A 23,664-nucleotide genomic window follows, 5' to 3' on the forward strand; every position below is an offset into this window, starting at 1 on the left:
GCCAGGATCAAACTCTCCGAAAGATGTTTGATCTAGCTAAATTTTAAAGCAAATTGACGAGATTTTAAAAATCTCTTGTTTTTAGACTTGCTTGGCGTTTCGTTTTGTTTAGTTTTCAAAGAACAATCTGTTTTGTTGTCGTTTTGGCGACTTAATTATCATATCAAGTTAGCAACCTTTTGTCAACAACTTTTTTTATTTAATGTTTGTGCTTCACGGTGTTTCCCGGTCAGCTAAATCAGTATATCAATTCCTAAATAGAAATGCAACACTTTTTATAAAAAAACTATAAAACATATATAATCAACTCATCGTATTAGCTTAAAGGTTATTAGCTCTGCCTCTCGTATCATCTCCAATCCACAGCTGAACACTGTTATTAGCATGTATCAACTCTATATAAAACAGGCATAATATGATCCGCACCAAACAATTTCTTTAAACAATCAGTTATAAAAACAACACCCCTTAAAAAAGAGGTGTTGTAAATAAAAGCTACTTTGTATAAACCAAATGTATTATCGCCTATTATTCTTCTTCAGGTGTATCCACTGTTTCAACATCTGTGCTTTGCTCTGTTTGTTCTTCTGGTTGTGAATCTGTTTGTTCTATTGTTTCTTCTAGCTCGTCATCCTCAGGAGAGTCTTCTTCTTTTTGTACCTTAGCTACTGTAGACACATATTGATCATCACCTGATTCAAGTCTAATCAATTTAACACCCATTGTATTTCTTCCCAAACGAGAAATCTGTCCTACATCCATACGGATAATAACACCTGCAGCAGTAATAACCATTAAATCTTCTTCACCAGTAACAGTTTTTACAGATACTAATGAACCTGTTTTATCAGTTATATTGCAGGTTTTAATTCCTTTACCGCCACGACTTTGAATTCTATATTCTTCTTCCCCGGTCCGTTTTCCATACCCATTGCGAGTAACAATTAAAATATCATCATTTTCTTCGAGAATATCCATACCTACTACTTCATCATTCTCGCTTAATGTGATACCTTTCACACCCGTTGCTGTACGTCCCATTGAACGCACATCAGTTTCTGGGAATCGGATCAATTGACCATCTTTTGTTCCAATGATGATGTTTCGAGTACCATCAGTTAATTTAACGGAAATCAATTCATCGTTATCGCGCAAACCAACTGCAATCAATCCGTTATTTCTAATATTGGCAAAAGAAGATAATGGGGAACGTTTAGAAATCCCTTGTTTAGTAGTAAAGAATAAGAACCAATCGTCTACAAATTCCTCAACTGGGATAATCGCATTAATCCACTCATCTTTTTCAATTTCAAGTAAGTTTATAATTGGCAGACCTTTAGCAGTCCGTCCATATTCAGGGATTTCATAACCCTTCGAACGATATACCTTTCCTTTATTCGTAAAGAAGAGAATTGTATCATGCGTTGAAGTTGTTAGCAGATGCTCAACGAAGTCATCTTCATTGGTACCCATTCCCTGAATACCTCGTCCTCCACGGCGCTGACTTCTGTATGTGGATGCTGGCAGTCGCTTAATATACCCTTTATTTGTTAAAGAGATAACGATATTTTCTTGAGGGATTAAGTCTTCATCCTCAATATGCTCCAGACCAGCCAACACAATTTCTGTTCTTCTTTCGTCATTGAACCGTTCTTTAATTTCAGTTAACTCTTCACGAATTAAGTCTAATAGCTTTTCTTCGTCAGCAAGAATGGCTCTTAACTCGCCGATCAGCGTCATAAGCTCATTATATTCATTTTCAATTTTATCTCTTTCTAAGCCTGTTAACCTTTGCAGACGCATATCCAAAATCGCCTGAGCTTGCTTTTCAGTTAACTCAAACTTAGTCATTAATCCTTCTCTAGCAATATCAGTAGTTTGAGAACCACGGATTAAGGCTATAATTTCATCAATGTGGTCGAGTGCAATTCGTAATCCTTCTAAAATATGCGCTCTAGCCTCTGCTTTACGAAGTTCAAATTGCGTTCTTCTGCGAACAATTACCTTCTGATGCTCTAAGTAGTAATAAAGCATTTGCTTCAGATTCAAGACCTTCGGCTGATCATCAACAAGAGAGAGCATATTTATACCAAAGGTTGTTTGCATCGCTGTATGTTTATATAAATTATTTAAAAGTACATTCGCATTCGTGTCTCTTCTTAATTCAATTACGACACGCATACCGTTACGGTCAGACTCATCCCGTAAATCCGTAATACCTTCGATTTTCTTATCACGTACCAATTCTGCAATACGTTCAACCAGCTTAGCTTTGTTCACTTGATATGGAAGTTCGGTTACAATAATAACTTGCTTTCCATTTGATTTTTCTTCAATAAAAGATCTTGCTCTTAATGTGATGGAACCACGGCCAGTTTCGTAAGCTTTACGAATACCGCTTCTTCCTAAAATTTGACCAGCAGTTGGAAAGTCCGGACCTGGGATAATTTCCATCAATTCCTGTATAGAGATCTCAGGGTCTTTACTTAAAGCAAGCACACCATCAATAACCTCTCCTAACTGATGTGGAGGAATATTCGTAGCCATACCAACCGCGATTCCAGAAGAACCATTTACAAGCAGGTTAGGAAAACGTGATGGAAGTACTACTGGTTCCTTTTCAGAACCATCATAGTTATCACGATAATCGATTGTATCCTTGTTTAAGTCTCTAACTAATTCCATTGATATTTTAGACATACGGGCTTCTGTATAACGCATTGCCGCAGCTGAGTCACCATCAACAGATCCAAAGTTACCATGCCCCTCAACCAACATATATCTAAGGTTGAAATCCTGTGCCATACGAACCATTGTGTCGTATACAGCTGTATCACCATGAGGGTGATACTTACCGATAACTTCACCAACGATACGTGCTGATTTCTTAAATGCTTTATCAGAAGTCATACCTAAATCATTCATAGCGTACAATACACGCCTATGAACAGGCTTCAACCCGTCACGAACATCCGGAAGTGCTCTGGCAACGATAACACTCATAGCATAATCTAAGAATGATGTTCGCATTTCCTGACTTATATTTATTTCTTTAACCCTCGAGTTTTCCATTTCCGCCATGGAATTACCTCCTCTTATCCGCAAAATCCAGTTATACATGTAAAAAGACAGGATAGATGTTGTCTATCCTGCAGAAAAGATGTATGGATCGCTATTCCCCAATTCAATAACAATCCCATTGAAGTCATACTTAAAAATCAATCGAATTTATATATCTAGATTCTTAACTTGTAACGCATTTTCTTCAATGAAATTTCGACGCGGTTCAACTTTATCACCCATAAGCATTTCAAAGGTTTCATCAGCATCGATTGCATCTTCTAGACTAACTTGCAACAAAGTTCTGTGCTCTGGATCCATCGTAGTATCCCATAACTGTGTTGCATTCATTTCACCCAGACCTTTATAACGTTGCAGACCAGGTTTTGGCTGGCTCGGGAGCTCACTCATAATACTTTCCAGCTCTCGATCATTATAAGCATACATTATACGCTTGCCTTGCTGTATTTTGTATAAAGGCGGCTGTGCAATATAGATATAACCATTTTCAATAATCGGTCGCATATAACGATAGAAGAACGTCAACAATAAGGTTCTGATATGGGCACCGTCGACATCGGCATCAGTCATGATGACAACTTTATGATATCGTGCCTTCGTAATATCAAAATCTTCTCCTATACCCGTTCCAAGAGCTGTTACAATCATTCTGATCTCTTGGTTGCCAAGAATTCTATCTAAACGTGCTTTCTCTACGTTTAATATTTTACCACGCAAAGGCAAAATGGCCTGGAAGTGTCGATCACGGCCAGATTTTGCTGATCCGCCAGCAGAATCACCCTCAACGATATAAATTTCACTAATGGATGGATCCTTTGAGGAACAGTCAGCTAACTTACCCGGTAAGTTGGAAATCTCCAAGGCACTCTTTCTTCTTGTTAGCTCTCTGGCCTTTTTAGCTGCTGCTCTTGCTCTCGCAGCCATTAGTCCTTTATCAATAATTTTTCTTGCGACACTAGGATTTTCAAGCATGAATTTCTCCATTTTTCCAGAGAAAATGGAATCTGTTATCGTCCTTGCCTCAGAGTTACCAAGCTTGGTTTTTGTTTGCCCTTCAAATTGCGGATCAGGATGTTTGATCGATACAATCGCAGTTAAGCCTTCACGAACATCTTCACCGGTTAAATTCTGGTCATTCTCTTTGATCATGCCGTATTTCCTTGCATAATCATTTATTACACGAGTTAAGGCTGTTTTAAATCCAGATTCGTGTGTTCCACCTTCATGAGTGTGGATATTGTTGGCAAATGAATAAATATTACTTGTAAAACTATCATTGTATTGCAAAGCAACCTCAACAGAAATCCCGTCTTTAGCACCCTCGACATAGATTGGTTCTTCGTGAAGTACCTCTCTCGTACGATTTAGATGCTCTACATAGGATTTAATGCCGCCTTCATAGTAATATTCATTTTCTTTACCATCTTCACGTTCATCCTTAATAGTGATTTTAATACCACGGTTTAAGAAGGCTAATTCCCTTAACCTTACTGCCAAAATCTCATATTCATATATAAGTGTTTCCGTGAAAATTTCACCATCAGGTTTAAATGTAATAGTTGTACCAGTACGATCGGATTCACCTAAAATCTCAAGCTCGCCTTTTGGTGTACCTCTTTCAAAACGTTGAAGATGAATTTTCCCTTCACGTTCTACTTGGACAGACAATTCAGTAGACAGGGCATTAACAACTGAAGCACCCACACCATGAAGACCTCCGGAGACTTTGTAGCCCCCGCCGCCAAATTTACCACCGGCATGTAAAGTTGTCATAATGACTTCTACTGCAGGACGGCCTACTTTTTCGTGTATACCAACAGGAATACCACGACCGTTATCCTTAACCGTAATGCTATTATCTTTATTGATGAATACATTGATTTCATCACAATATCCTGCCAGTGCCTCATCAATACTATTATCGACTATTTCCCAGACTAAATGGTGAAGCCCTCTGGAACTTGTGGAACCAATATACATACCAGGCCTTTTACGTACTGCCTCTAGCCCTTCAAGTATTTGTATCTGGTTTTCATCATAGGATTCTTTTTGTATTTCTTTTTGCTCCATTGTCAAACCATTTCACCTACACTTTTCATGCATTTATTTCGTATCTTTATCGATTGTGTTACAACGTAGACATCTTTGCAGATTTCCTTTTCAAAGCAGTTAGTCCAATTGGTGAGAGATAGATGTGATGAACTGTAACCACAATTGATTTTGTATTACCTTCAGCCAGATCAATAACCTTATTTTCGTCTAGAAATTTCTGTAATACAGGTGAATCTGATAGCATTTTGGCATCAAGTGCCGTAACTAGTTCACTGGCCTTAATTACAGTATCGTTTCCGACATGAAGATACATCTTAACCACCTCATTTCAATCTGGACATTGTTCCGCTTTTCACTTGAAAGGTTGCAGCTTCTCTCAATGTTTGATGATCGATTCCGTCTACACTTGTAGTCGTTACAAAGGTTTGTACCTTACCTTGAATGGTATTCAACAAATGCGATTGTCTGTAATCATCCAGTTCAGATAGAACATCATCAAGCAATAGAATTGGATATTCATTAATTTCTGAATGAATCAGCTCAATTTCAGCTAATTTTAAAGATAAGGCTGTTGTTCTTTGCTGGCCTTGCGACCCAAACGTTTGCACATCATGACCATTTACAAAGAATTGCAGGTCATCTCTATGTGGACCAATTAATGTTGTGCCACGTTCTTTTTCTCTCGTATTTATTTTATCAAATTTTTCCTGAAATCTTTCTACTATTTTCGACAAGTCCATAGATTCTGATACCTCTATGGATGGTTTATATTGAATATCCAGCGTTTCTAGACCTCTAGAAATACCTTTATGGATAGGTTTTGCCCAATTCTTAAGCAATTCAAGGAATTCGAACCTCTTTAAAAGAATTCTTGCAGCATAATGAATGAATTGGTCATTTAAAACTGCAAGCATAGCATCGTCAGCTTTTTTGCTCAGTTGTGCCTGCCTCAAAAATGCATTACGTTGATTCAAAATCTTTTGGTATTGGTTTATATCATGTAAATAAACAGGTGATACTTGTCCTATTTCCATATCTATAAAGCGTCTTCTGATTAAAGGGCTGCCCTTCACCAGGTTCAAGTCCTCCGGAGCAAACATAATCACATTCATATTGCCGATGTATTGGCTCAAACGCTTTTGCTCCAAGTGATTACTTTTAGCTTTTTTTCCTTTTTTGGAAATAATCAATTCCATAGGAAGAGGCCCTCTGTTTTTCAGTACTCTTCCCTCTATTTTAGCATATTCCTGGTCCCATCGAATAAGATCTTTATCATTGGAGGTGCGGTGAGATTTAGCCATGGCCAGTACATACATAGCTTCCATCACATTTGTTTTTCCCTGAGCATTTTCTCCAAGTATAACATTCACCTTGTTTTCAAATTCGGCGGTCAGACTTTCATAGTTTCTATAATGTTGAAGACTAATCTTTTCAAGATACATATCTTTAGATCCTTTACTTTAATCCGTAATAATATAGGAACCGACATCCGGGATTTCAATACGGTCTCCAACCCGGAGCTTTCTGCCTCTGCGAACGTCCAGTTCACCGTTTACGTATACCTCATATTCTGAAAGAAACCATTTTGCGTTCCCGCCAGAGTCGATAATACTCGCTAATTTTAAAAATTGCCCGAGGGTAATGTACTCGGTTTGAATACGTATTGATTCCATCATAATAATCCCACCTGTAAAAGTCTCTAAAAGTTTATTTTACTAAAAAATTTGGTTTTGCACAAAAAGAACCTGTTTCGATGCATATCCAAAAACAGGTTCTCAAAAATTTTTAAATCAATATGTTCTAACAGGCAGAATCAACTGCAGCATACTGTCGTCATCTACACCTTTAAGAACAAATGGTCTCATTGCCCCAGTAAAATTAATAGTTACTTCTGTTACATTCAAGGCTTTAAGTGCATCCATCATATATTTAGCGCTAAAGGATATTTTTAATTCCTCTCCCTCAATTGTTTGAGTAACGATTTCCTCTGTTACTGTACCTACCTCTGGTGTATGAGAGGAAATTTCGATATAGGAATTTCCAATTGTAGAAAGCTTAACAACATTATTTCTGCTTTCTCTCGCCAATAAAGAAGCACGATCAATGGCATGAAGAAGTTCCTTTGTATTTATTCTAACATCTGTTTTGCTTTCGTTCGGTATTAATCGAGAAGTATCTGGATAATTACCCTCTAATAATCTAGAGAAGAATAATAAATTTTTTGATTTAAACAGTACCTGATTTTCTGTAAATATAATTTTGATTTCTTCATCCGTGTCATCGAGGATTTTACTTAATTCACTTAAGCTCTTTCCAGGGACGACTACACTGTAGCTATCTCCATTTCCATTAATCACCGTTTTTCTCATGGCCAATCGATGGCTATCTGTTGCAATACAGATTAATTGTCCATCTTCTATACGCCAGTTTACACCTGTCAACACAGGGCGTGTTTCTGAGGTGGACACTGCAAAAATGGTTTGACGGATAATATTTTTTAGTAAATCGATTGGCATTGAATACATATGTTGTTCTTCCATTTGAGGAAGCTGTGGATAATCTTCAGCATTTAGTCCGTTTAGTTTATATTCAGCTTTTCCTGAACGAATAATTGTTTGCAGATGTGCATATACTTCCAAATCAACTGTGCTTTCTGGAAGTTTTTTTACGATTTCAGCAAAGAAACGAGCCGGTAAAACGATTGATCCAGACTCTTTAATTTCAACTAATTCATTGCCTTCTTCTTCTGCTGGAATGAACGATTCAATAGAGATATCAGAATCACTTCCTGTTAAGGTGACCCCTTCTTCATTTGCTTTAATTTTTATTCCAGTAAGAATTGGTATCGTGGTACGGGTTGATACCGCTTTAAGAACATCAGTAACGCTTTGGACCAGACGGTCGCGCTGAATCGTAATTTTCATAAGTAATCCTCCCAGTATGATGATTGATTTTAGATACATATTTATTAATTTATTTATAAAAATAAAAGAAGAAGTAATAGTAGGGCCTGTGGAAATGTGGATAACTCGATTATTTGACCGAAAAACAGTCTATCCACATGTGGACAGACTGTGAGTAATCTTGATAGCAACTTAATTGATTATCAACAGTTAGTAACTGCTTCGTTGATCAGTGACTATTAAGTTTTAAAGTAATTTCCTTAATATGATCCTGTAGCTGAGAATCGATTTGTAATAGCTTAGATATTTTTTCATGTGCATGTATAACGGTTGTATGGTCACGTCCGCCGAATTCTTCCCCTATCTTTGGCAAAGAAGAGTCAGTCAGCTCTCTGGACAAATACATAGCAATCTGTCTAGGGAAGGCAACTGATTTTGTCCGTTTTTTAGCTTTAAAATCATCTAATTTTACATTAAAGTATTCTCCAACTGTCCTCTGAATATCCGATATAGCGATAATTTTTGGTTTCGAATTCGGAATGATATCCTTTAGAGCTTCAGCAGCTAAATCTGCGTTAATATCCTTATTTATTAGGGATGAATAGGCTACCACTCTGATCAGGGCTCCTTCGAGCTCGCGAATATTTGAATCGATTTGGTTTGCTATATAAATCATGACTTCATTCGAAATATCCAGTCGTTCAGCTTTTGCTTTTTTCCGCAGGATTGCAATCCTTGTTTCAAGATCTGGCGGCGTAATATCAGTAATCAGACCCCATTCAAAACGAGACCGCAACCGATCTTCTAGAGTCGGAATCTCTTTCGGAGGACGATCGCTTGAGATAACGATTTGTTTGCTTTCCTCGTGGAGTGCATTAAACGTATGGAAAAATTCCTCCTGAGTCGATTCTTTTCCAGCTAAAAATTGGATATCATCAATTAGCAGTACATCGACATTCCGGTATTTATTACGGAAATCTTCAGCACGGTTATCTCGGATTGAATTGATAAATTCATTTGTAAATTTCTCGGATGACAAATAAACCACTTTAGCTGATGGGTTGTGCTCCAATACGTAATGGCCGATAGCGTGCATTAAATGTGTTTTACCAAGCCCAACTCCCCCATAAATAAATAGAGGATTATAGGCTTTAGCCGGAGCTTCCGCTACAGCCAGGGATGCTGCATGTGCAAAACGATTACCGGACCCAATAACGAAAGTATCAAAAGTATACTTTGGTATTAATAAGGTTTGAGGTATCTCATTCTGATCATCAGATTTTCTAATCTTTTTGGCTGGAGCTGGTAAATCATATTCTTCTTCCTTTTGGTTATGAGGAATAATGAATTTAACTTCCAATTGTTCGCCTGTAGTTTCGTATAAAACCTCACCTATTACATCTGAGTAACGTTCCTCAAGCCAATCTCGGGCAAACTCGTTTGGCGCAATTACTGTGAGTGTATCCTTTTTTAAAGAATAAGCTTTAGTAGATTTCAGCCAGGTTTCAAAGCTTGGCTTGCTTATTTTCTTTTCTAATATTGATAATGAGTGCTTCCATAGCTCATCTATATTTTTCACTCGTCAATCCTCCTTCAAAGACAGCCAAACCACAATAAACTCGAATTAAAACAATATAAATAGGAAATGTATAAATATAAATAACAATGTATAAGGAACATTATGGGGAATATAGGTTTTCGACAATATCCACTTCCTGTGGACAAAGTTATACGCTCCTGTGCAAAATCCTATCCACAGCTTATTAACAATCTGTGGATAATTATTTATGTGGATAAGTTATTAAGAATGAAAACAAAAAATATGATATCAAAAATTTGCTTGAGTTGCAACGTTTTTTGTTATTTATCCACAAGACTCTGTACATGGGGATGAAAGTTTTCCACAAGAAGTGTGTTTGTGCAAAACCTGTCGAAAAGGGGTGTGGATTGTTAAAAAGGGATAATTTAATTATCCACAACCTATCCATAGAGGACAAGGTAAATTTTAAAAATGAAATTTAACTGATTCATATAAATTTATTTGTTTGTAGATCTGGAGACAGTTTTTAATGTTTGAAAGTATAAGTTGACAATTACGTATCTCCATCTATATAATTGTAAAGACTGTCTTTAACTGTAATCCTCAGGGAGGTGTACTAATATGAAAAGAACGTACCAACCAAATAAACGTAAACACAGCAAAGTTCATGGGTTCCGTGCCCGCATGAGCACAAAAAACGGACGTCGTGTTCTTGCAGCTCGTCGTCGTAAAGGAAGAAAAGTATTATCTGCCTAGACCACTGACCATTTCAGTGGTCTTTTTTTAAGCTTAAAGCGTTTTTTAATGAATAAGATGAGAAACAGTTCAAAGTTATATACAGATTGGCGTTTTAATAATGCGTAAATTTGTTAATGATGTACAATGGAAATATAATGGGATTAGAAATAAATCGAAACCCATTTAAAAGTTGAACGTATGTGTTAGGTGCAGGTGGATATATGAACAAAGAGCGCAGGATTAAAAAGAATCAGGATTTCCAGGAAGTATTTAAAAAAGGTAAATCTTTTGCGAATAGGCAATTTGTTATTTACGTATTAAAGAAGAAGGAACAGGAAAACTTTCGCCTTGGTCTTTCAGTGAGTAAGAAAATTGGCAATGCAGTGACACGGAACCGTGTTAAACGTTATGTAAGGCAATCCTTTTTAGAGCTTGAGGATCGAATCATGAAGGGGAATGACTACATCATTGTTGCAAGAAAACCAACCTCAGAAATGGACTTCCATGAATCGAAAGCGAGTCTAATCCATGTATTAAAGCGTGCTGGCGTCTTGAGAAAAATGTAGTGTAGGTTTTCTGTTATAAAAAAGCCTAAAACATTTAGGCGTAGACATCTAAAAGATGTTAAAATACATTCATTGGCATATAAGAGGTATTAATGCCTCTTAAGTAGTTAGGAGGAAATAAGGCTTGAAGAAGAAACATATGCTTCTCTTTGGTTCGGTTGTTTTTCTCATCGCTGTTCTATCAGGATGTAGTGAAGTCAATCAACCAATAGATTCAGAAAGTACAGGTATCTGGAATCAATACTTTGTTTATCCGCTTTCCTGGCTGATAATCAAAATGGCTGAGTTATTAGGTAATAAATATGGAATATCGATTATTCTAGTCACAATATTGGTTAGATTATTGATTTTGCCATTGATGATTAAACAAATTAAAAGTACAAAAGCGATGCAGGCTATTCAACCGGAAATGAATAGATTGAAAGAGAAATACAGCTCTAAGGATGCTGAAACTCAACAAAAACTGCAGCAGGAAACAATGGCTTTGTTCCAAAAACACGGGGTAAACCCATTGGCAGGATGTTTGCCGATTTTTGTTCAAATGCCGATTTTGATTGCGTTCTATCACGCAATTATGAGAACAACTGAAATTGCTAATCATAGTTTCCTATGGTTCGATTTAGGCGACAAGGATCCATACTTTATCCTTCCGCTAATTGCAGGTGCAACAACCTTTATTCAACAAAAAATATCCATGGTTGGACAGGATGATAATCCAACTATGCAAATGATGCTATATATTATGCCGATTATGATTATTGTATTCGCAATTAACTTCCCGGCAGCACTATCTTTATACTGGGTTGTTGGTAATATTTTCTCGATTGCCCAAACTTACTTCATTAAAGGGCCTGATTTAAAGCAAGCAAAAGCCGATAAATCAAATGTAAAAGCCGGAGGTAAGAAAAAGTGAAACAAGTAACCGCTACAGCCCAAACAGTTAATGAAGCTGTTAAATCTGCTCTTAAGGAATTAAATACAACGAAGGAAAAGACTGAAATTCAAGTTGTAGATGAAGGAAAAAAAGGGTTTTTAGGCCTGTTTGGCTCAAGACCGGCTATCGTTAAGGTGACTGTTAAGCATGATCCGTTAGCAGAAGCAAAGCAATTCATCGAGAATGTAGCAGAAAAAATGGGTGCAGAGGTACATGTTCATCATAAGCAAGAAGGCAAAGTTGTTACATTTGAGTTATCTGGTGAGAAAATAGCCATGCTGATTGGAAAAAGGGGACAAACATTAAATTCCCTTCAATACCTGACTCAGCTTGTAGTAAATAAAAACTCTACCCAATATATAACGATCATGCTCGATGCTGAGGATTATCGAAGCCGAAGAAATGAAGCATTAATTAATCTTTCAGAAAAAATGGCTAATAAGGCTATCTATACAAAAAAAGAAGTATCATTGGAGCCAATGCCTTCATTTGAAAGAAAAGTGATTCATACGGCGCTGATGAATAATAAAAAAGTCAAAACGTACTCTGCAGGTACTGAACCACATCGTCATATCGTGATTTCGCCAAATAAATAGCGTGAACAAAATCTCCGAATGATTTCGGAGATTTTTTTTTGAATGCTTCTAGTTATAATTAATTGAATTTATTGGATTTTAATAATTAAAAAGACTGGGCTTTCTGATATCTAAACGAGAGTATTAGGGCAAAGTAGATATAAGCTTACAAATAGAAGAACCGAGTTAACAATTTAGCTGAATAATTTATATCTAAAAGGAAGAATATACTTAGATTCTTGTTATTCACATGTGGATAAGTTAAAATTATACGTATTGCATTTTAGTGATTGTGGATAAGAGCGGCGGGTACAAATGGTATGTGTCGATTATTATAGATTTTTAATTTTGTTATGAAAGGAGTATAGTTCATGGATTTTGATACAATTGCTGCGATATCAACTCCAATGGGAGAGGGAGCAATCGGAATTGTTCGTATTAGCGGAGATGAAGCAATAAGTATCGCAGACTCTGTTTATCGGAGCCCAAAAGGGAAGAGATTGACTGAAGTGCCGAGTCATACGATACACTATGGAAATATCGTGGATCCTAAAACGAATACCATTATAGAAGAAGTCATGGTGACCGTTTTAAAAGCTCCAAATACATTTACTCGTGAAGATATCGTCGAAATTAATTGCCATGGCGGTTTAGTTTCCGTGAATAGAGTACTTCAGCTTATTTTAAGACAGGGAGCTACTTTAGCCGAGCCTGGAGAGTTTACAAAACGGGCATTTCTAAATGGACGGATTGATTTGTCTCAAGCGGAAGCTGTAATGGATTTAATCAGAGCGAAGACAGATAAAGCAATGAATGTGGCTTTAGGGCAAGTTGAAGGTAAACTGTCAAGATTGATAAAAAAATTGCGTCAGGATATCCTTGAAACACTGGCTCAGGTAGAAGTTAATATAGATTACCCTGAATATGATGATGTGGAGGAAATGACTCATCACTTATTTAAGGAACGCTGCGAATATGTCAGCGGTGAAATTGAAAAATTACTGCAAACCAGTCATCAGGGGAAAATTTTAAGAGAAGGCATTTCAACCGTAATTGTCGGAAGACCTAATGTAGGAAAGTCTTCCTTATTAAACAGTTTGGTACAGGAAAACAAAGCAATTGTTACAGATATTCCAGGAACCACAAGGGATGTCATTGAAGAATATGTTAATGTAAGAGGAGTCCCGCTTCGTTTGGTGGATACTGCCGGAATACGTGAAACAGAAGATATAGTAGAGCGTATCGGAGTGGAACGTTCCAGAGAGGTATTAAAGAAAGCAGATTTAATACTGCTTGTGCTTAATCATGCAGAAGAATTTACAGAAGAAGACCAACGTTTGTTTGAAGCTGTCAATGGGATGGATGTCATTGTGCTTATTAACAAAACAGATCTTCCTGGAAAGCTTGAAATTGATAAAGTTAAAGCTGTTGCAAAGAACTATTCGATTATTTTAACATCGCTAAAAGAGGATAAAGGTGTAGATGACTTAGAGGAAGCTATTTCTGGACTTTTCTTTGAGGGAAATTTAAATTCCGGCGATGCGACATATGTATCTAACTCACGTCATATAGCCCTTTTGAATAAAGCAAAACAGGCAATTGATGATGCACTGGATGGCATTAATGCCGGTGTACCAATTGATCTGGTTCAAATCGATTTAACAAAGTCATGGGAACTATTAGGGGAAGTTATTGGAGAAAGTGTCCATGAGAGTTTAATCAATCAGTTGTTTTCGCAGTTTTGTCTTGGGAAATAAGGAGGTAAAACAATGGCATATCATGCTGGTGAATATGATGTAATAGTAATAGGAGCAGGTCATGCGGGGAGTGAAGCAGGTCTTGCTGCTGCCAGACAAGGGGCTAAAACACTTGTATTAACAATTAATTTGGATATGGTTGCATTTATGCCCTGTAATCCATCAGTAGGTGGTCCTGCAAAAGGGATCGTAGTCAGAGAGATTGATGCTCTTGGTGGAGAAATGGGTAAAAATATTGATAAGACCCATATTCAAATGAGAATGCTCAATACTGGTAAGGGACCGGCAGTGCGTGCGTTAAGAGCACAGGCAGATAAATTCGCCTATCAGAATGAAATGAAAAAAACGCTCGAAAATGAAAAGAATCTAACCCTCATGCAAGGGATGGTTGATCGCTTACTTATTGAGGATGGGGAATGTAAGGGCGTTATTACACAGACAGGGGCTATCTATCATTCAAAAGCAGTTGTTATTACAACAGGTACTTTTTTACGCGGAGAAATTATTTTAGGAGAATTAAAATACTCCAGCGGCCCAAATAATCAACAGCCATCCATCAAGCTATCTGAACACCTTGAAGAGCTTGGACTAGATTTAGTCCGTTTTAAAACAGGTACACCGCCAAGAGTGAACGGTGATACAATTGATTACAATAAAACTGAAATACAACCTGGCGACGATGTACCAAGGGCATTTTCCTATGAGACAACGACCTATATTACGGATCAATTGCCATGTTGGCTGACATACACAAATGAAGGAACACATACGATTATCGATAATAATTTACATCGCTCTCCTATGTATTCTGGAATGATTAAGGGTACTGGACCGCGTTATTGTCCTTCAATAGAAGATAAAGTAGTTCGTTTTAATGATAAGCCACGCCATCAAATCTTCCTTGAACCGGAAGGCAGAGACACGAACGAAGTATATGTACAAGGACTTTCAACGAGCTTGCCAGAAGATGTTCAAAAGGAAATCCTGGCAACCATACCGGGACTTGAAAATGTACAGATGATGCGGGCTGGCTATGCAATTGAGTATGATGCAATCGTACCAACACAGCTCTGGCCAACCTTAGAAACAAAGAATATTAAAAACTTATATACTGCTGGTCAAATCAATGGGACATCAGGTTATGAAGAAGCTGCTGGACAGGGGCTAATGGCTGGGATCAATGCAGGCCGCAGAGCTCTGAATGAAGAGGAAATCATTCTGAGCCGTTCGGATGCCTATATTGGGGTTCTGATTGATGACCTGGTTACGAAGGGAACGAATGAGCCTTACAGATTGCTTACATCCCGTGCTGAATATCGTTTATTGCTGAGACATGATAATGCAGACCTGAGATTAACAGAAATAGGCCATCGCATTGGATTGATCAGTGAGGACCGTTATGAACGCTTCTTAACTAAAAAGCAAGCTATTCAGAATGAAATCGAAAGGCTGGCTGCGACCATCATTAAACCAAATGAAACTACCCAATCTTATTTAAGAGAATGGGGAAGCAGTGAACTAAAGGATGGCATTCGCGGCAATGACCTGCTTAGAAGGACAGAATTATCGTACAAGCATATCAGCCAATTGATTCCTGCAAACTATGAAGTTCCGGAGGATGTAGCAGAGCAGGTGGAAATACAGGTTAAATATGAGGGTTACATTGAAAAGTCGATTCAGCAAGTAGAAAAGCTGAAGAAAATGGAAAACAAAAGAATCCCTGATTTAATTGATTATGATGCTATTACAGGGCTTGCTTCTGAAGCACGTCAGAAATTAAAACAGGTTCGTCCATTATCTATGGCCCAGGCTTCACGTATATCAGGTGTCAACCCAGCTGATATTTCTATCTTGCTTGTTTATATTGAACAAGGGAAAATTGCAAAAATACCCCAAAATTAAGAGGTAAATAAATGAACATATCAGAATTTAAACATGCATTAGAGGAGAAGGGAATTGTTCTTTCTCCCTCTCAGCTTGACCAATTCGAAACGTATTTTAAACTTTTGGTAGAGTGGAATGAAAAAGTAAATCTAACAGCTATTACGGATAAAGAAGAGGTTTATTTGAAACATTTCTATGATTCCATCTCACCATCTTTCTTTATTGATTTTAATCAGGATCTTTCTTTATGTGATGTTGGAGCGGGAGCAGGGTTTCCCAGTATACCACTGAAGATTTGCTTTCCATCTATAAAATTGTCTATTGTAGATTCTTTAAATAAGCGGATTACCTTTTTAAAAACCTTAACAGATGAGCTGGGTTTACAGGATGTCAGTTTATATCATGATCGTGCAGAAACATTTGGGAAATTAGCAGCACACCGGGAACAATATGATTATGTTACGGCTAGAGCAGTTGCCAGATTATCGGTTTTAAGCGAGTTATGCCTTCCATTAGTAAAAAAAGGAGGCAAATTTATCGCTTTAAAAGGTGCCGGTGCTGATGATGAAGTATTGGCAGGGAAAAAGGCGTTGACAATTTTAGGTGGTAAAATGGATCAGGACTTTTATTTCCAACTGCCAAAGGAAGACAGCAAACGTCATATTATCTTAATTGATAAAGTAAAAGAAACGCCAAAAAAATATCCACGAAAACCGGGAACACCAAATAAGCAGCCATTAGAGTAAACTTTATTGAGACGGATATTCTAAAAAACGGTATAATAAAGATAGCTATTACCAAAAAATGAGACAATCTGAACTTATTTAAATATGATTTTTGCCAATGATTAAGCTAGTTGGAAGTTTTTTAAAGGTGGTGTAGGGATGACAAAACATCCTTTTTCACGTTTTTTTGGACTTGGAGATAAAGAACAAAATGTTGACAGGGAATCGGGAATTGAGACGGAAAAAGAAGAAATAAACCATGATGAAATCCATAAATTGCCTATTTCTTCAATTGTACCAAATCGTTTTCAACCAAGAAGTATTTTTGATGATGAGAAAATTGAAGAACTCGCTCTGACTATAGAAACGCATGGAATTATTCAACCCATTGTTGTCAGAGAGATTCATGATGGGCAATTTGAAATAATTGCCGGTGAACGTCGATACCGAGCCATAAGTAAATTAGGTTGGGATAAAATTCCTGCTATTATTAATAATCTCTCAGACACTGAAACAGCATCTGTAGCTTTAATAGAGAACCTTCAACGTGAGGAATTATCTCCTATTGAAGAAGCTGTGGCATACAGTAAATTGATTGAACTGCATCAATTGACCCAGGAAGGTCTTGCAAACAGGCTTGGAATAGGACAATCTACGGTTGCCAATAAAATTCGTTTACTCAAATTGCCGCAGGTGGTTCAGAATGCGGTCATGCAAAAGGCAATCACAGAAAGGCATGCACGCTCCTTAATACCATTAAAAGATCCTGAAAAACAGGCGAAGCTTGTAGAAGAAATCATTGATAAAGGACTGAATGTGAAGCAGACAGAGGAACGAGTCAACAAACTGCTTTCAGCTGATGAAGACAAAAAGCCTCGTGCCATACGAAAAGCATTCAGTAAGGATATGCGAATAGCAGTAAATACGATCCGTCAATCAATGAGCATGGTTAAGGATAATGGAATTAACTTGGACTCAGAGGAAACAGAGTTTGATGATTTTTATCAAATTACCATCCGTATTCCGAAAAAAAGTAAATAATAGTTTCATTAATAGATAACTTGGCAATCCGATAGGTTGCCAGTTTTTTTTATAATTAACAGCCTTTTTACAAAAATCGATACTTTCTGTGTGATAATTTTAAATATATGAACTTTGAAAAATAGAAACATGTTAAAATAGAAACGTTATAAGTCTGAATGTAAAGTGAGGCAGGTGACAACATGGGAAAAGTAATATCTATTGCAAACCAAAAAGGAGGAGTTGGTAAAACAACAACCTCAGTCAATTTGGGGGCCTGCTTGGCGTACATAGGAAAGAAAGTTTTGCTAGTCGATGTTGATCCACAAGGAAATGCGACCAGTGGAGTAGGGATAGAGAAGGCTGATGTTGAACAATGCATTTATGATGTACTTATTGATGATGTGGATGTTGCTGATGTTATTAAGGCAACGAAAGTTGAAAACCTAGATGTCATACCGGCTACTATTCAACTTGCAGGCGCTGAAATAGAATTAGTTCCTACCATATCCAGAGAAGTACGCTTGAAAAGAGCGTTAGAAGCTGTTGTTAATGAGTATGATTATATTATTATTGATTGTCCTCCATCTTTAGGGTTATTAACTCTCAATTCCCTGACAGCATCTGATGCTGTGCTTATACCTGTGCAATGTGAATACTACGCCCTTGAAGGCCTCAGTCAATTACTTAATACGGTTAGATTAGTTCAGAAACATTTAAACCATGATTTAAAAATAGAGGGAGTATTATTAACTATGCTTGATGCCCGGACAAACCTGGGTATACAAGTCATAGACGAGGTTAAGAAGTACTTCCAGGATAAAGTATATAAAACGATCATTCCACGTACTGTACGTTTAAGTGAAGCACCAAGCCACGGTGAGCCGATTATTATTTATGATCCAAAGTCACGTGGAGCGGATGTATATTTAGATTTGGCAAAGGAAGTGGTTGCAAATGGGTAAGGGATTAGGGAAAGGTCTTGATGCCCTTATTGCTAACATGGAAGTCAGCAAAGAAGAAGTGGTACAAGAGATTGCGATTAAAAATTTGCGGCCAAATCCATATCAACCAAGGAAATCTTTTCAACCCGATGCTATTGAAGAGTTGAAGAAATCAATTCTGCAGCATGGAATTCTACAGCCTCTTATTGTACGGAAAAGCAGTATTAAAGGCTATGAAATAGTAGCTGGGGAAAGACGCTTCCGTGCTGCTAAGGAAGCAAAAATGAAGTCTGTGCCTGCGGTAGTTCGTGAATTTGATGATCGACAAATGATGGAACTTGCTTTATTGGAAAATCTTCAAAGGGAAGATTTAAATCCGGTAGAGGAGGGTGCTGCTTATCAATCATTATTGAGAAACCTTGATATCACTCAAGAAGAATTGGCGAAAAGAATGGGGAAAAGCAGACCTCATATAGCCAACCATATTCGATTGTTATCATTGCCTGCATTGATTCAGGATTATATTTCTCAAGGGAAATTATCAATGGGGCATGGAAGAGCATTGCTAAGCTTGAAATCAAAAAAAGATATTAAACCTCTGGCTGATAAAGTTATCAAGGAAAATCTTAATGTTAGGCAATTAGAAGGGATCATTCAAAATTTGAATGAAAGTGTTCCACGTGAAACAAAAAAAGTCCCTGCTAAGGATATATTTATTCAGGAAAGAGAAAATCAATTAAGAGAACGTTTCGGTACAACCGTGAACATTAAACAGAATAATAAGCGAGGGAAAATAGAAATAGAATTTTTCTCCAATGAGGATTTAGAGAGACTCCTTGAAATTTTAGAAAAATAAAAAACCATATAAATGGTTTTTTATTTTTCTCTATAAATTATTGTCATGTACCTTTTCTTCTTCGAAATTCCAATTAAATGTTGTAGTTATGGAAGTGGCATGATTATAGGATAACCCGGCTAAATAAATACCTTTTGTAATGGCTTTAGCCATTTTAAGTACTAAATTTAAACGAGTATTTTGAAGAACAAAGTATTCCATAAATCCACTAACATTCACAATTCCTGTAATATGGGCTTCTCCTACATTGGGCAACTCTTTATTTACACCGGCACCAGGCTTTACAGGGCCTTTACCAACCTGGATGACTCCAACACTTTTAACTCTGCCAAGACAAGCGTCTATTCCAATAATAAATGGGTTTTCATGTATGCTTTGAATGTAATTGAGTTTTTCCTGTAAATTAACAGCATGTATTGGATCCTCTAATGTACCATATATATAAAAATTGGGCAGTGTTTTTTCACTTAACAATGTTCCAATTAAAGGACCAAGTGAATCACCAGTTGAACGGTCTGTACCGATACAAATAATGACAACAGGACGTACTTTATGAGAAGGGAGGATTGTGAGTAATTCTCTAGAGATAACATGATGGGCATTCTCTTCCTCATATGATATTCGATTTGTTGTATTGCGTTGTTCAAAAAAAGAAGGCCTCATGTTCATAATTACCACTCCTCTGCAAAAGTACTATCAGTATACGGAAAATATAGGAATTTTATACACTGAACTTTGGAATATATTGCAGATTTTCGAATCTTATATTCTTCTCATTCAGTGATCAGGATAAGAAGACTTGTCTTTTTTTTAACATTTTTACCTTCCAAAGCCGAGATGTAGTAAAATGGTTAACGTTTCTTTTAAACAGATTGATTTATCATATGTATACCCAAGCATAAGGAATAAAGAAACATTATCATTATTCATACGCATAGGTATTTTGGCCCTAAGAGATTTGAATAAGTTATATTAAAAAAACATTTTCGTAAAATTCATCAGAGAGGTAATAAGAGTAAAGGGTTCTTTATAGCGAATCTAGTCTGAAACATTATTTTTATATGATGAAATGAAAGGGAAGAAATTAGAGAAACGGGAGTCTAAGTAGATTTCTGTTTATTCTGGATGTTGGTTTTAATTGGAGGTCTGGCCATATGCTGATATAATTCATGGATATAAAGGGTAAAGTTTAAATAATGGAGGATTAAAAACTATGGATGATAAGGATTTTGGATTGAATGATGTTGTTGAAATGAAAAAGCCTCATCCATGTGGTATCAACCGCTGGAAGATTATTAGACTTGGTATGGATGTCCGAATTAAGTGTGAGGGATGTGACCATAGTGTCATGTTGCCCCGTAAAGATTTTGTTAGGAAGATGAAAAAGATACTTCAGAAACACGAGGCATAATCTCAAAGCTTAATGTACAGCTTGTATGCTATCATTATAAAGTGTAATTTAAATACTAATATGAAAAAGAATAGCGGCTTGTCTTTTAGATGACTTGTCACTATAATTGGTAAAGGTTTATCACATATAGATTATATAACATTTAATATGTTTTCACATAAGGAGTGAATGATGTGGCATTAACAGCTGGAATAGTAGGTCTGCCTAACGTAGGAAAGTCTACTCTCTTTAATGCAATAACACAGGCTGGAGCAGAATCCGCTAACTATCCATTTTGTACGATTGATCCGAATGTAGGGATTGTAGAAGTACCAGATCATAGATTGCAAAAGCTGACAGAGCTTGTAATACCGAAAAAAACAGTACCGACTGCCTTTGAATTTACTGATATCGCAGGAATTGTGAAAGGGGCAAGTAAAGGAGAAGGATTAGGAAATAAATTCCTTTCTCATATTCGCCAGGTAGATGCAATTTGCCATGTAGTAAGATGCTTTGCTGACGAAAATATTACCCACGTTTCAGGTAAGGTTAATCCAATTGATGATATTGAAACGATTAATCTTGAATTAATTCTTGCTGATATGGAAACAGTTGAAAAAAGGATTGATCGTGTTGGTAAATTAGCCAAACAAAAAGATAAGGAAGCTGTTGTTGAGTATGAAGTTCTTTCCTTATTAAAAGAAGCATTTGAAGCTGAAAAACCAGCCAGAGCAGTGGAATTCACGGAAGAACAGCTCAAAATCGTTAAAGGATTACATCTTCTCACGATTAAACCAGTTTTATATGTTGCTAATGTTGATGAAGATGAAGTGGCTGATGCGACCGATAATGAATACGTGACTCAAGTACGTGAGTTTGCAGCAAAAGAAAATGCTGAGGTAATCGTGATTTGTGCCAAAATCGAATCTGAAATTGCTGAGCTTGAAGGCGAAGAAAAAGCAATGTTCCTTGAAGAATTAGGCATAGAAGAATCTGGTTTAGATCAATTAATTCGGGCATCTTATCAATTGTTGGGCTTGGCAACATATTTTACGGCAGGTGTTCAAGAAGTACGTGCCTGGACTTTCCGTAAAGGGATGAAAGCGCCACAGTGTGCTGGAATTATTCACTCTGATTTTGAACGTGGATTCATTCGCGCAGAAATCGTATCTTATGAAGATCTGATGGCAGCTGGTTCCATGAATGCAGCGAAAGAAGCCGGAAAAGTTAGATTAGAAGGTAAAGAATACGAAGTAAAAGACGGGGACATTATTCACTTCCGTTTTAATGTATAAACAAGAGGACCGGTCAGTATGATCGGTCTTTTTATCAATTTGCAAACTTCCTATATGTATGCTATACTTTTAACTTGTGAGTAATTGTAATTAATTGCTCCTTGCCCATAAGGGCCGTTTAGACCAAAAGGAGGTGACAGTGATGACAAAATACGAAGTTATGTATATCATCCGTCCAAACATTGAGGAAGATGGAAAAAAAGCTTTAGTTGAGCGTTTTAACACAATTTTAGCTGACAAGGGTGCTGAAGTTCTTGAAACAAAAGAATGGGGCAAACGCCGTCTTGCTTATGAAATCAATGATTTCCGTGATGGATATTACATGATCAATAAAATCCAAGCTGAAAATGCAGAGGCTGTTCAAGAATTTGACCGTCTTGCTAAAATCAGCGAAGATATCATCCGTCATATTGTAGTTAAAGAAGAAGAGTAATTTTGATTGAACATAAATTGTTTCATGTGGAACAATTTTCTAATATTAGGAGTTGATTCTGTTGATAAACCGTGTCATTTTGGTAGGTCGTTTAACGAAGGATCCTGATCTCCGCTATACTCCGAATGGTGTTCCTGTTTCAACCTTCACATTAGCAGTGAATCGCCCATTTTCTAACCAACAAGGTGAACGGGAAACAGATTTTATTAACTGTGTTGTTTGGCGACGCCAGGCAGAAAATGCAGCTAATTATCTGAAGAAGGGTAATCTTGCTGGAGTTGATGGACGTATTCAAACTCGTAATTATGAAGGTCAGGATGGAAAACGTGTCTATGTAACAGAAGTGTTAGCAGAGAGCGTACAATTCCTAGAGCCTAAAGGTTCATCTGCCGGTGAAAAAAGCGGCGGAAGCCAATATGGTGGTCATGATACCAATCCATTTGGCCAGGGAAATAGCAACCAAAACCAGAATCAACGGAAGGACAGTAATTATACGAAGATTGATGATGATCCATTCAGCAGTAATGGACAAACTATCGATATTTCGGATGATGACCTTCCATTCTAACATTGATAATTCGAACGGACGTATATAATTATAATGAAAGGGAGTGAATAATATGGCAGGCGGACGCAGAGGCGGACGTGCAAAACGCCGTAAGGTTTGTTATTTCACAGCAAACGGCATTACGCACATCGACTATAAAGATGTAGATCTTCTTAAAAAGTTTATCTCTGAGCGTGGAAAAATTCTTCCACGTCGTGTAACTGGAACAAGCGCTAAGTACCAACGTAGATTGACTATTGCAATCAAACGTGCTCGTACTATGGCTCTTCTACCATTCGTAGCAGAGGAAAAATAAGATTTTACACATAAAAACGGAAAGGGAATCCTTTCCGTTTTTTAATTGTATTTAAGAAGATAGAATTGACATGAGTACTTATTTTAAAGTTATAGACATTGAATCACA

Annotated in this window: 23 protein-coding genes; 15 read left to right on the forward strand and 8 right to left on the reverse strand. The window is 37.0% G+C overall.

Going from position 1 to position 23,664, the window contains the following annotated elements; all coding sequences use genetic code 11:
* Positions 1-528: 528 nt before the first annotated feature.
* The 7 genes from gyrA to dnaA all read right to left on the reverse strand — a co-directional run bounded on the left by gyrA (position 529) and on the right by dnaA (position 9,615).
* Positions 529-3,081: a DNA gyrase subunit A gene (gyrA, locus tag AC4D4B_RS06750; protein WP_490999499.1), complete on the reverse strand. Its 2,553-nt coding sequence runs from the start codon at positions 3,079-3,081 to the stop codon at positions 529-531.
* A 147-nt stretch (positions 3,082-3,228) separates the two neighbouring features.
* Positions 3,229-5,151 (reverse strand): DNA topoisomerase (ATP-hydrolyzing) subunit B, encoded by a 1,923-nt coding sequence (gene gyrB / locus AC4D4B_RS06755; protein ID WP_490995214.1) that lies wholly within the window; start codon positions 5,149-5,151, stop codon positions 3,229-3,231.
* Between the two features lie 58 nt (positions 5,152-5,209).
* Complete coding sequence (remB, locus tag AC4D4B_RS06760; RefSeq protein ID WP_490995191.1) at positions 5,210-5,446, reverse strand: extracellular matrix regulator RemB; 237 nt, start codon at positions 5,444-5,446, stop codon at positions 5,210-5,212.
* A gap of 10 nt (positions 5,447-5,456) precedes the next feature.
* Positions 5,457-6,575: a DNA replication/repair protein RecF gene (gene recF, locus AC4D4B_RS06765; protein WP_490999500.1), complete on the reverse strand. Its 1,119-nt coding sequence runs from the start codon at positions 6,573-6,575 to the stop codon at positions 5,457-5,459.
* Positions 6,576-6,593: 18 nt separating this feature from the next.
* Positions 6,594-6,809: a S4 domain-containing protein YaaA gene (gene yaaA / locus AC4D4B_RS06770; RefSeq protein ID WP_066109738.1), complete on the reverse strand. Its 216-nt coding sequence runs from the start codon at positions 6,807-6,809 to the stop codon at positions 6,594-6,596.
* Between the two features lie 114 nt (positions 6,810-6,923).
* Complete coding sequence (gene dnaN / locus AC4D4B_RS06775) at positions 6,924-8,057, reverse strand: DNA polymerase III subunit beta (RefSeq protein WP_490999501.1); 1,134 nt, start codon at positions 8,055-8,057, stop codon at positions 6,924-6,926.
* A gap of 208 nt (positions 8,058-8,265) precedes the next feature.
* Positions 8,266-9,615: a chromosomal replication initiator protein DnaA gene (dnaA, locus tag AC4D4B_RS06780; RefSeq protein WP_490995188.1), complete on the reverse strand. Its 1,350-nt coding sequence runs from the start codon at positions 9,613-9,615 to the stop codon at positions 8,266-8,268.
* A 582-nt stretch (positions 9,616-10,197) separates the two neighbouring features.
* On the opposite strand from dnaA, the gene rpmH reads away from it, so the two are divergent.
* The 10 genes from rpmH to AC4D4B_RS06830 all read left to right on the forward strand — a co-directional run bounded on the left by rpmH (position 10,198) and on the right by AC4D4B_RS06830 (position 19,575).
* Entirely contained in the window at positions 10,198-10,332 is a 135-nt protein-coding gene (gene rpmH / locus AC4D4B_RS06785) for a 50S ribosomal protein L34 (protein ID WP_066109727.1), read from the forward strand.
* Positions 10,333-10,535: 203 nt separating this feature from the next.
* Positions 10,536-10,880 carry a ribonuclease P protein component gene (gene rnpA, locus AC4D4B_RS06790; RefSeq protein WP_490995187.1) on the forward strand — a complete coding sequence of 115 codons (345 nt, stop codon included), beginning with the start codon at positions 10,536-10,538 and terminating at the stop codon, positions 10,878-10,880.
* A 139-nt stretch (positions 10,881-11,019) separates the two neighbouring features.
* Entirely contained in the window at positions 11,020-11,793 is a 774-nt protein-coding gene (gene spoIIIJ, locus AC4D4B_RS06795) for a YidC family membrane integrase SpoIIIJ (protein ID WP_066109790.1), read from the forward strand.
* Positions 11,790-12,410 (forward strand): RNA-binding cell elongation regulator Jag/EloR, encoded by a 621-nt coding sequence (jag, locus tag AC4D4B_RS06800; RefSeq protein ID WP_490999502.1) that lies wholly within the window; start codon positions 11,790-11,792, stop codon positions 12,408-12,410. Before spoIIIJ ends, jag begins: the two co-directional genes overlap by 4 nt.
* A gap of 350 nt (positions 12,411-12,760) precedes the next feature.
* Positions 12,761-14,146: a tRNA uridine-5-carboxymethylaminomethyl(34) synthesis GTPase MnmE gene (gene mnmE / locus AC4D4B_RS06805; RefSeq protein WP_490999503.1), complete on the forward strand. Its 1,386-nt coding sequence runs from the start codon at positions 12,761-12,763 to the stop codon at positions 14,144-14,146.
* Between the two features lie 12 nt (positions 14,147-14,158).
* Entirely contained in the window at positions 14,159-16,048 is a 1,890-nt protein-coding gene (mnmG, locus tag AC4D4B_RS06810; protein WP_490995184.1) for a tRNA uridine-5-carboxymethylaminomethyl(34) synthesis enzyme MnmG, read from the forward strand.
* Positions 16,049-16,059: 11 nt separating this feature from the next.
* Positions 16,060-16,776, forward strand: a complete 717-nt coding sequence (gene rsmG, locus AC4D4B_RS06815) for a 16S rRNA (guanine(527)-N(7))-methyltransferase RsmG (protein WP_490995183.1) — start codon at positions 16,060-16,062, stop codon at positions 16,774-16,776.
* Between the two features lie 138 nt (positions 16,777-16,914).
* Positions 16,915-17,796, forward strand: coding sequence for a nucleoid occlusion protein (gene noc / locus AC4D4B_RS06820; protein WP_490995182.1), 882 nt, complete (start codon positions 16,915-16,917; stop codon positions 17,794-17,796).
* Positions 17,797-17,978: 182 nt separating this feature from the next.
* Positions 17,979-18,740, forward strand: a complete 762-nt coding sequence (locus tag AC4D4B_RS06825; protein WP_490995181.1) for a ParA family protein — start codon at positions 17,979-17,981, stop codon at positions 18,738-18,740.
* Complete coding sequence (locus AC4D4B_RS06830; RefSeq protein WP_490995180.1) at positions 18,733-19,575, forward strand: ParB/RepB/Spo0J family partition protein; 843 nt, start codon at positions 18,733-18,735, stop codon at positions 19,573-19,575. Before AC4D4B_RS06825 ends, AC4D4B_RS06830 begins: the two co-directional genes overlap by 8 nt.
* A gap of 30 nt (positions 19,576-19,605) precedes the next feature.
* On the opposite strand, the gene yyaC is transcribed toward AC4D4B_RS06830, so the two are convergent.
* The gene (gene yyaC / locus AC4D4B_RS06835; protein ID WP_490995179.1) at positions 19,606-20,244 is read right to left on the reverse strand and encodes a spore protease YyaC; all 639 of its coding nucleotides are present in this window, start codon (positions 20,242-20,244) and stop codon (positions 19,606-19,608) included.
* Between the two features lie 544 nt (positions 20,245-20,788).
* Between yyaC and AC4D4B_RS06840 the strand changes: the two genes are divergently transcribed.
* The 5 genes from AC4D4B_RS06840 (at position 20,789) to rpsR (ending at position 23,556) form a co-directional block, all read left to right on the forward strand.
* Entirely contained in the window at positions 20,789-20,986 is a 198-nt protein-coding gene (locus AC4D4B_RS06840; protein ID WP_066109702.1) for a DUF951 domain-containing protein, read from the forward strand.
* A 173-nt stretch (positions 20,987-21,159) separates the two neighbouring features.
* A complete protein-coding gene (gene ychF, locus AC4D4B_RS06845) occupies positions 21,160-22,260 on the forward strand; it encodes a redox-regulated ATPase YchF (RefSeq protein ID WP_490999504.1) in 1,101 nt (366 codons plus the stop codon).
* Between the two features lie 142 nt (positions 22,261-22,402).
* On the forward strand, positions 22,403-22,693 hold the full coding sequence (rpsF, locus tag AC4D4B_RS06850; protein ID WP_490995177.1) for a 30S ribosomal protein S6: 291 nt from the start codon (positions 22,403-22,405) through the stop codon (positions 22,691-22,693).
* 61 nt (positions 22,694-22,754) lie between these two features.
* Positions 22,755-23,261, forward strand: coding sequence for a single-stranded DNA-binding protein (ssb, locus tag AC4D4B_RS06855; protein WP_066109692.1), 507 nt, complete (start codon positions 22,755-22,757; stop codon positions 23,259-23,261).
* Between the two features lie 52 nt (positions 23,262-23,313).
* Positions 23,314-23,556: a 30S ribosomal protein S18 gene (gene rpsR, locus AC4D4B_RS06860; protein ID WP_066109691.1), complete on the forward strand. Its 243-nt coding sequence runs from the start codon at positions 23,314-23,316 to the stop codon at positions 23,554-23,556.
* The last annotated feature ends 108 nt before the right edge of the window (positions 23,557-23,664 follow it).

The organism is Pradoshia sp. Z6_59 (genome assembly GCF_058267515.1).

Coding starts and splice junctions, on each gene's coding strand:
- gyrA (WP_490999499.1), bottom strand. CDS start 3,081: ATGGCGGAAATGGAAAACTCGAGGGTTAAAGAAATAAATATAAGTCAG.
- mnmG (WP_490995184.1), top strand. CDS start 14,159: ATGGCATATCATGCTGGTGAATATGATGTAATAGTAATAGGAGCAGGT.
- rpsF (WP_490995177.1), top strand. CDS start 22,403: ATGACAAAATACGAAGTTATGTATATCATCCGTCCAAACATTGAGGAA.
- rsmG (WP_490995183.1), top strand. CDS start 16,060: ATGAACATATCAGAATTTAAACATGCATTAGAGGAGAAGGGAATTGTT.
- gyrB (WP_490995214.1), bottom strand. CDS start 5,151: ATGGAGCAAAAAGAAATACAAAAAGAATCCTATGATGAAAACCAGATA.
- dnaN (WP_490999501.1), bottom strand. CDS start 8,057: ATGAAAATTACGATTCAGCGCGACCGTCTGGTCCAAAGCGTTACTGAT.
- AC4D4B_RS06825 (WP_490995181.1), top strand. CDS start 17,979: ATGGGAAAAGTAATATCTATTGCAAACCAAAAAGGAGGAGTTGGTAAA.
- rpmH (WP_066109727.1), top strand. CDS start 10,198: ATGAAAAGAACGTACCAACCAAATAAACGTAAACACAGCAAAGTTCAT.
- spoIIIJ (WP_066109790.1), top strand. CDS start 11,020: ATGCTTCTCTTTGGTTCGGTTGTTTTTCTCATCGCTGTTCTATCAGGA.
- rnpA (WP_490995187.1), top strand. CDS start 10,536: ATGAACAAAGAGCGCAGGATTAAAAAGAATCAGGATTTCCAGGAAGTA.
- AC4D4B_RS06840 (WP_066109702.1), top strand. CDS start 20,789: ATGGATGATAAGGATTTTGGATTGAATGATGTTGTTGAAATGAAAAAG.
- mnmE (WP_490999503.1), top strand. CDS start 12,761: ATGGATTTTGATACAATTGCTGCGATATCAACTCCAATGGGAGAGGGA.
- recF (WP_490999500.1), bottom strand. CDS start 6,575: ATGTATCTTGAAAAGATTAGTCTTCAACATTATAGAAACTATGAAAGT.
- yaaA (WP_066109738.1), bottom strand. CDS start 6,809: ATGATGGAATCAATACGTATTCAAACCGAGTACATTACCCTCGGGCAA.
- rpsR (WP_066109691.1), top strand. CDS start 23,314: ATGGCAGGCGGACGCAGAGGCGGACGTGCAAAACGCCGTAAGGTTTGT.
- AC4D4B_RS06830 (WP_490995180.1), top strand. CDS start 18,733: ATGGGTAAGGGATTAGGGAAAGGTCTTGATGCCCTTATTGCTAACATG.
- yyaC (WP_490995179.1), bottom strand. CDS start 20,244: ATGAACATGAGGCCTTCTTTTTTTGAACAACGCAATACAACAAATCGA.
- remB (WP_490995191.1), bottom strand. CDS start 5,446: ATGTATCTTCATGTCGGAAACGATACTGTAATTAAGGCCAGTGAACTA.
- noc (WP_490995182.1), top strand. CDS start 16,915: ATGACAAAACATCCTTTTTCACGTTTTTTTGGACTTGGAGATAAAGAA.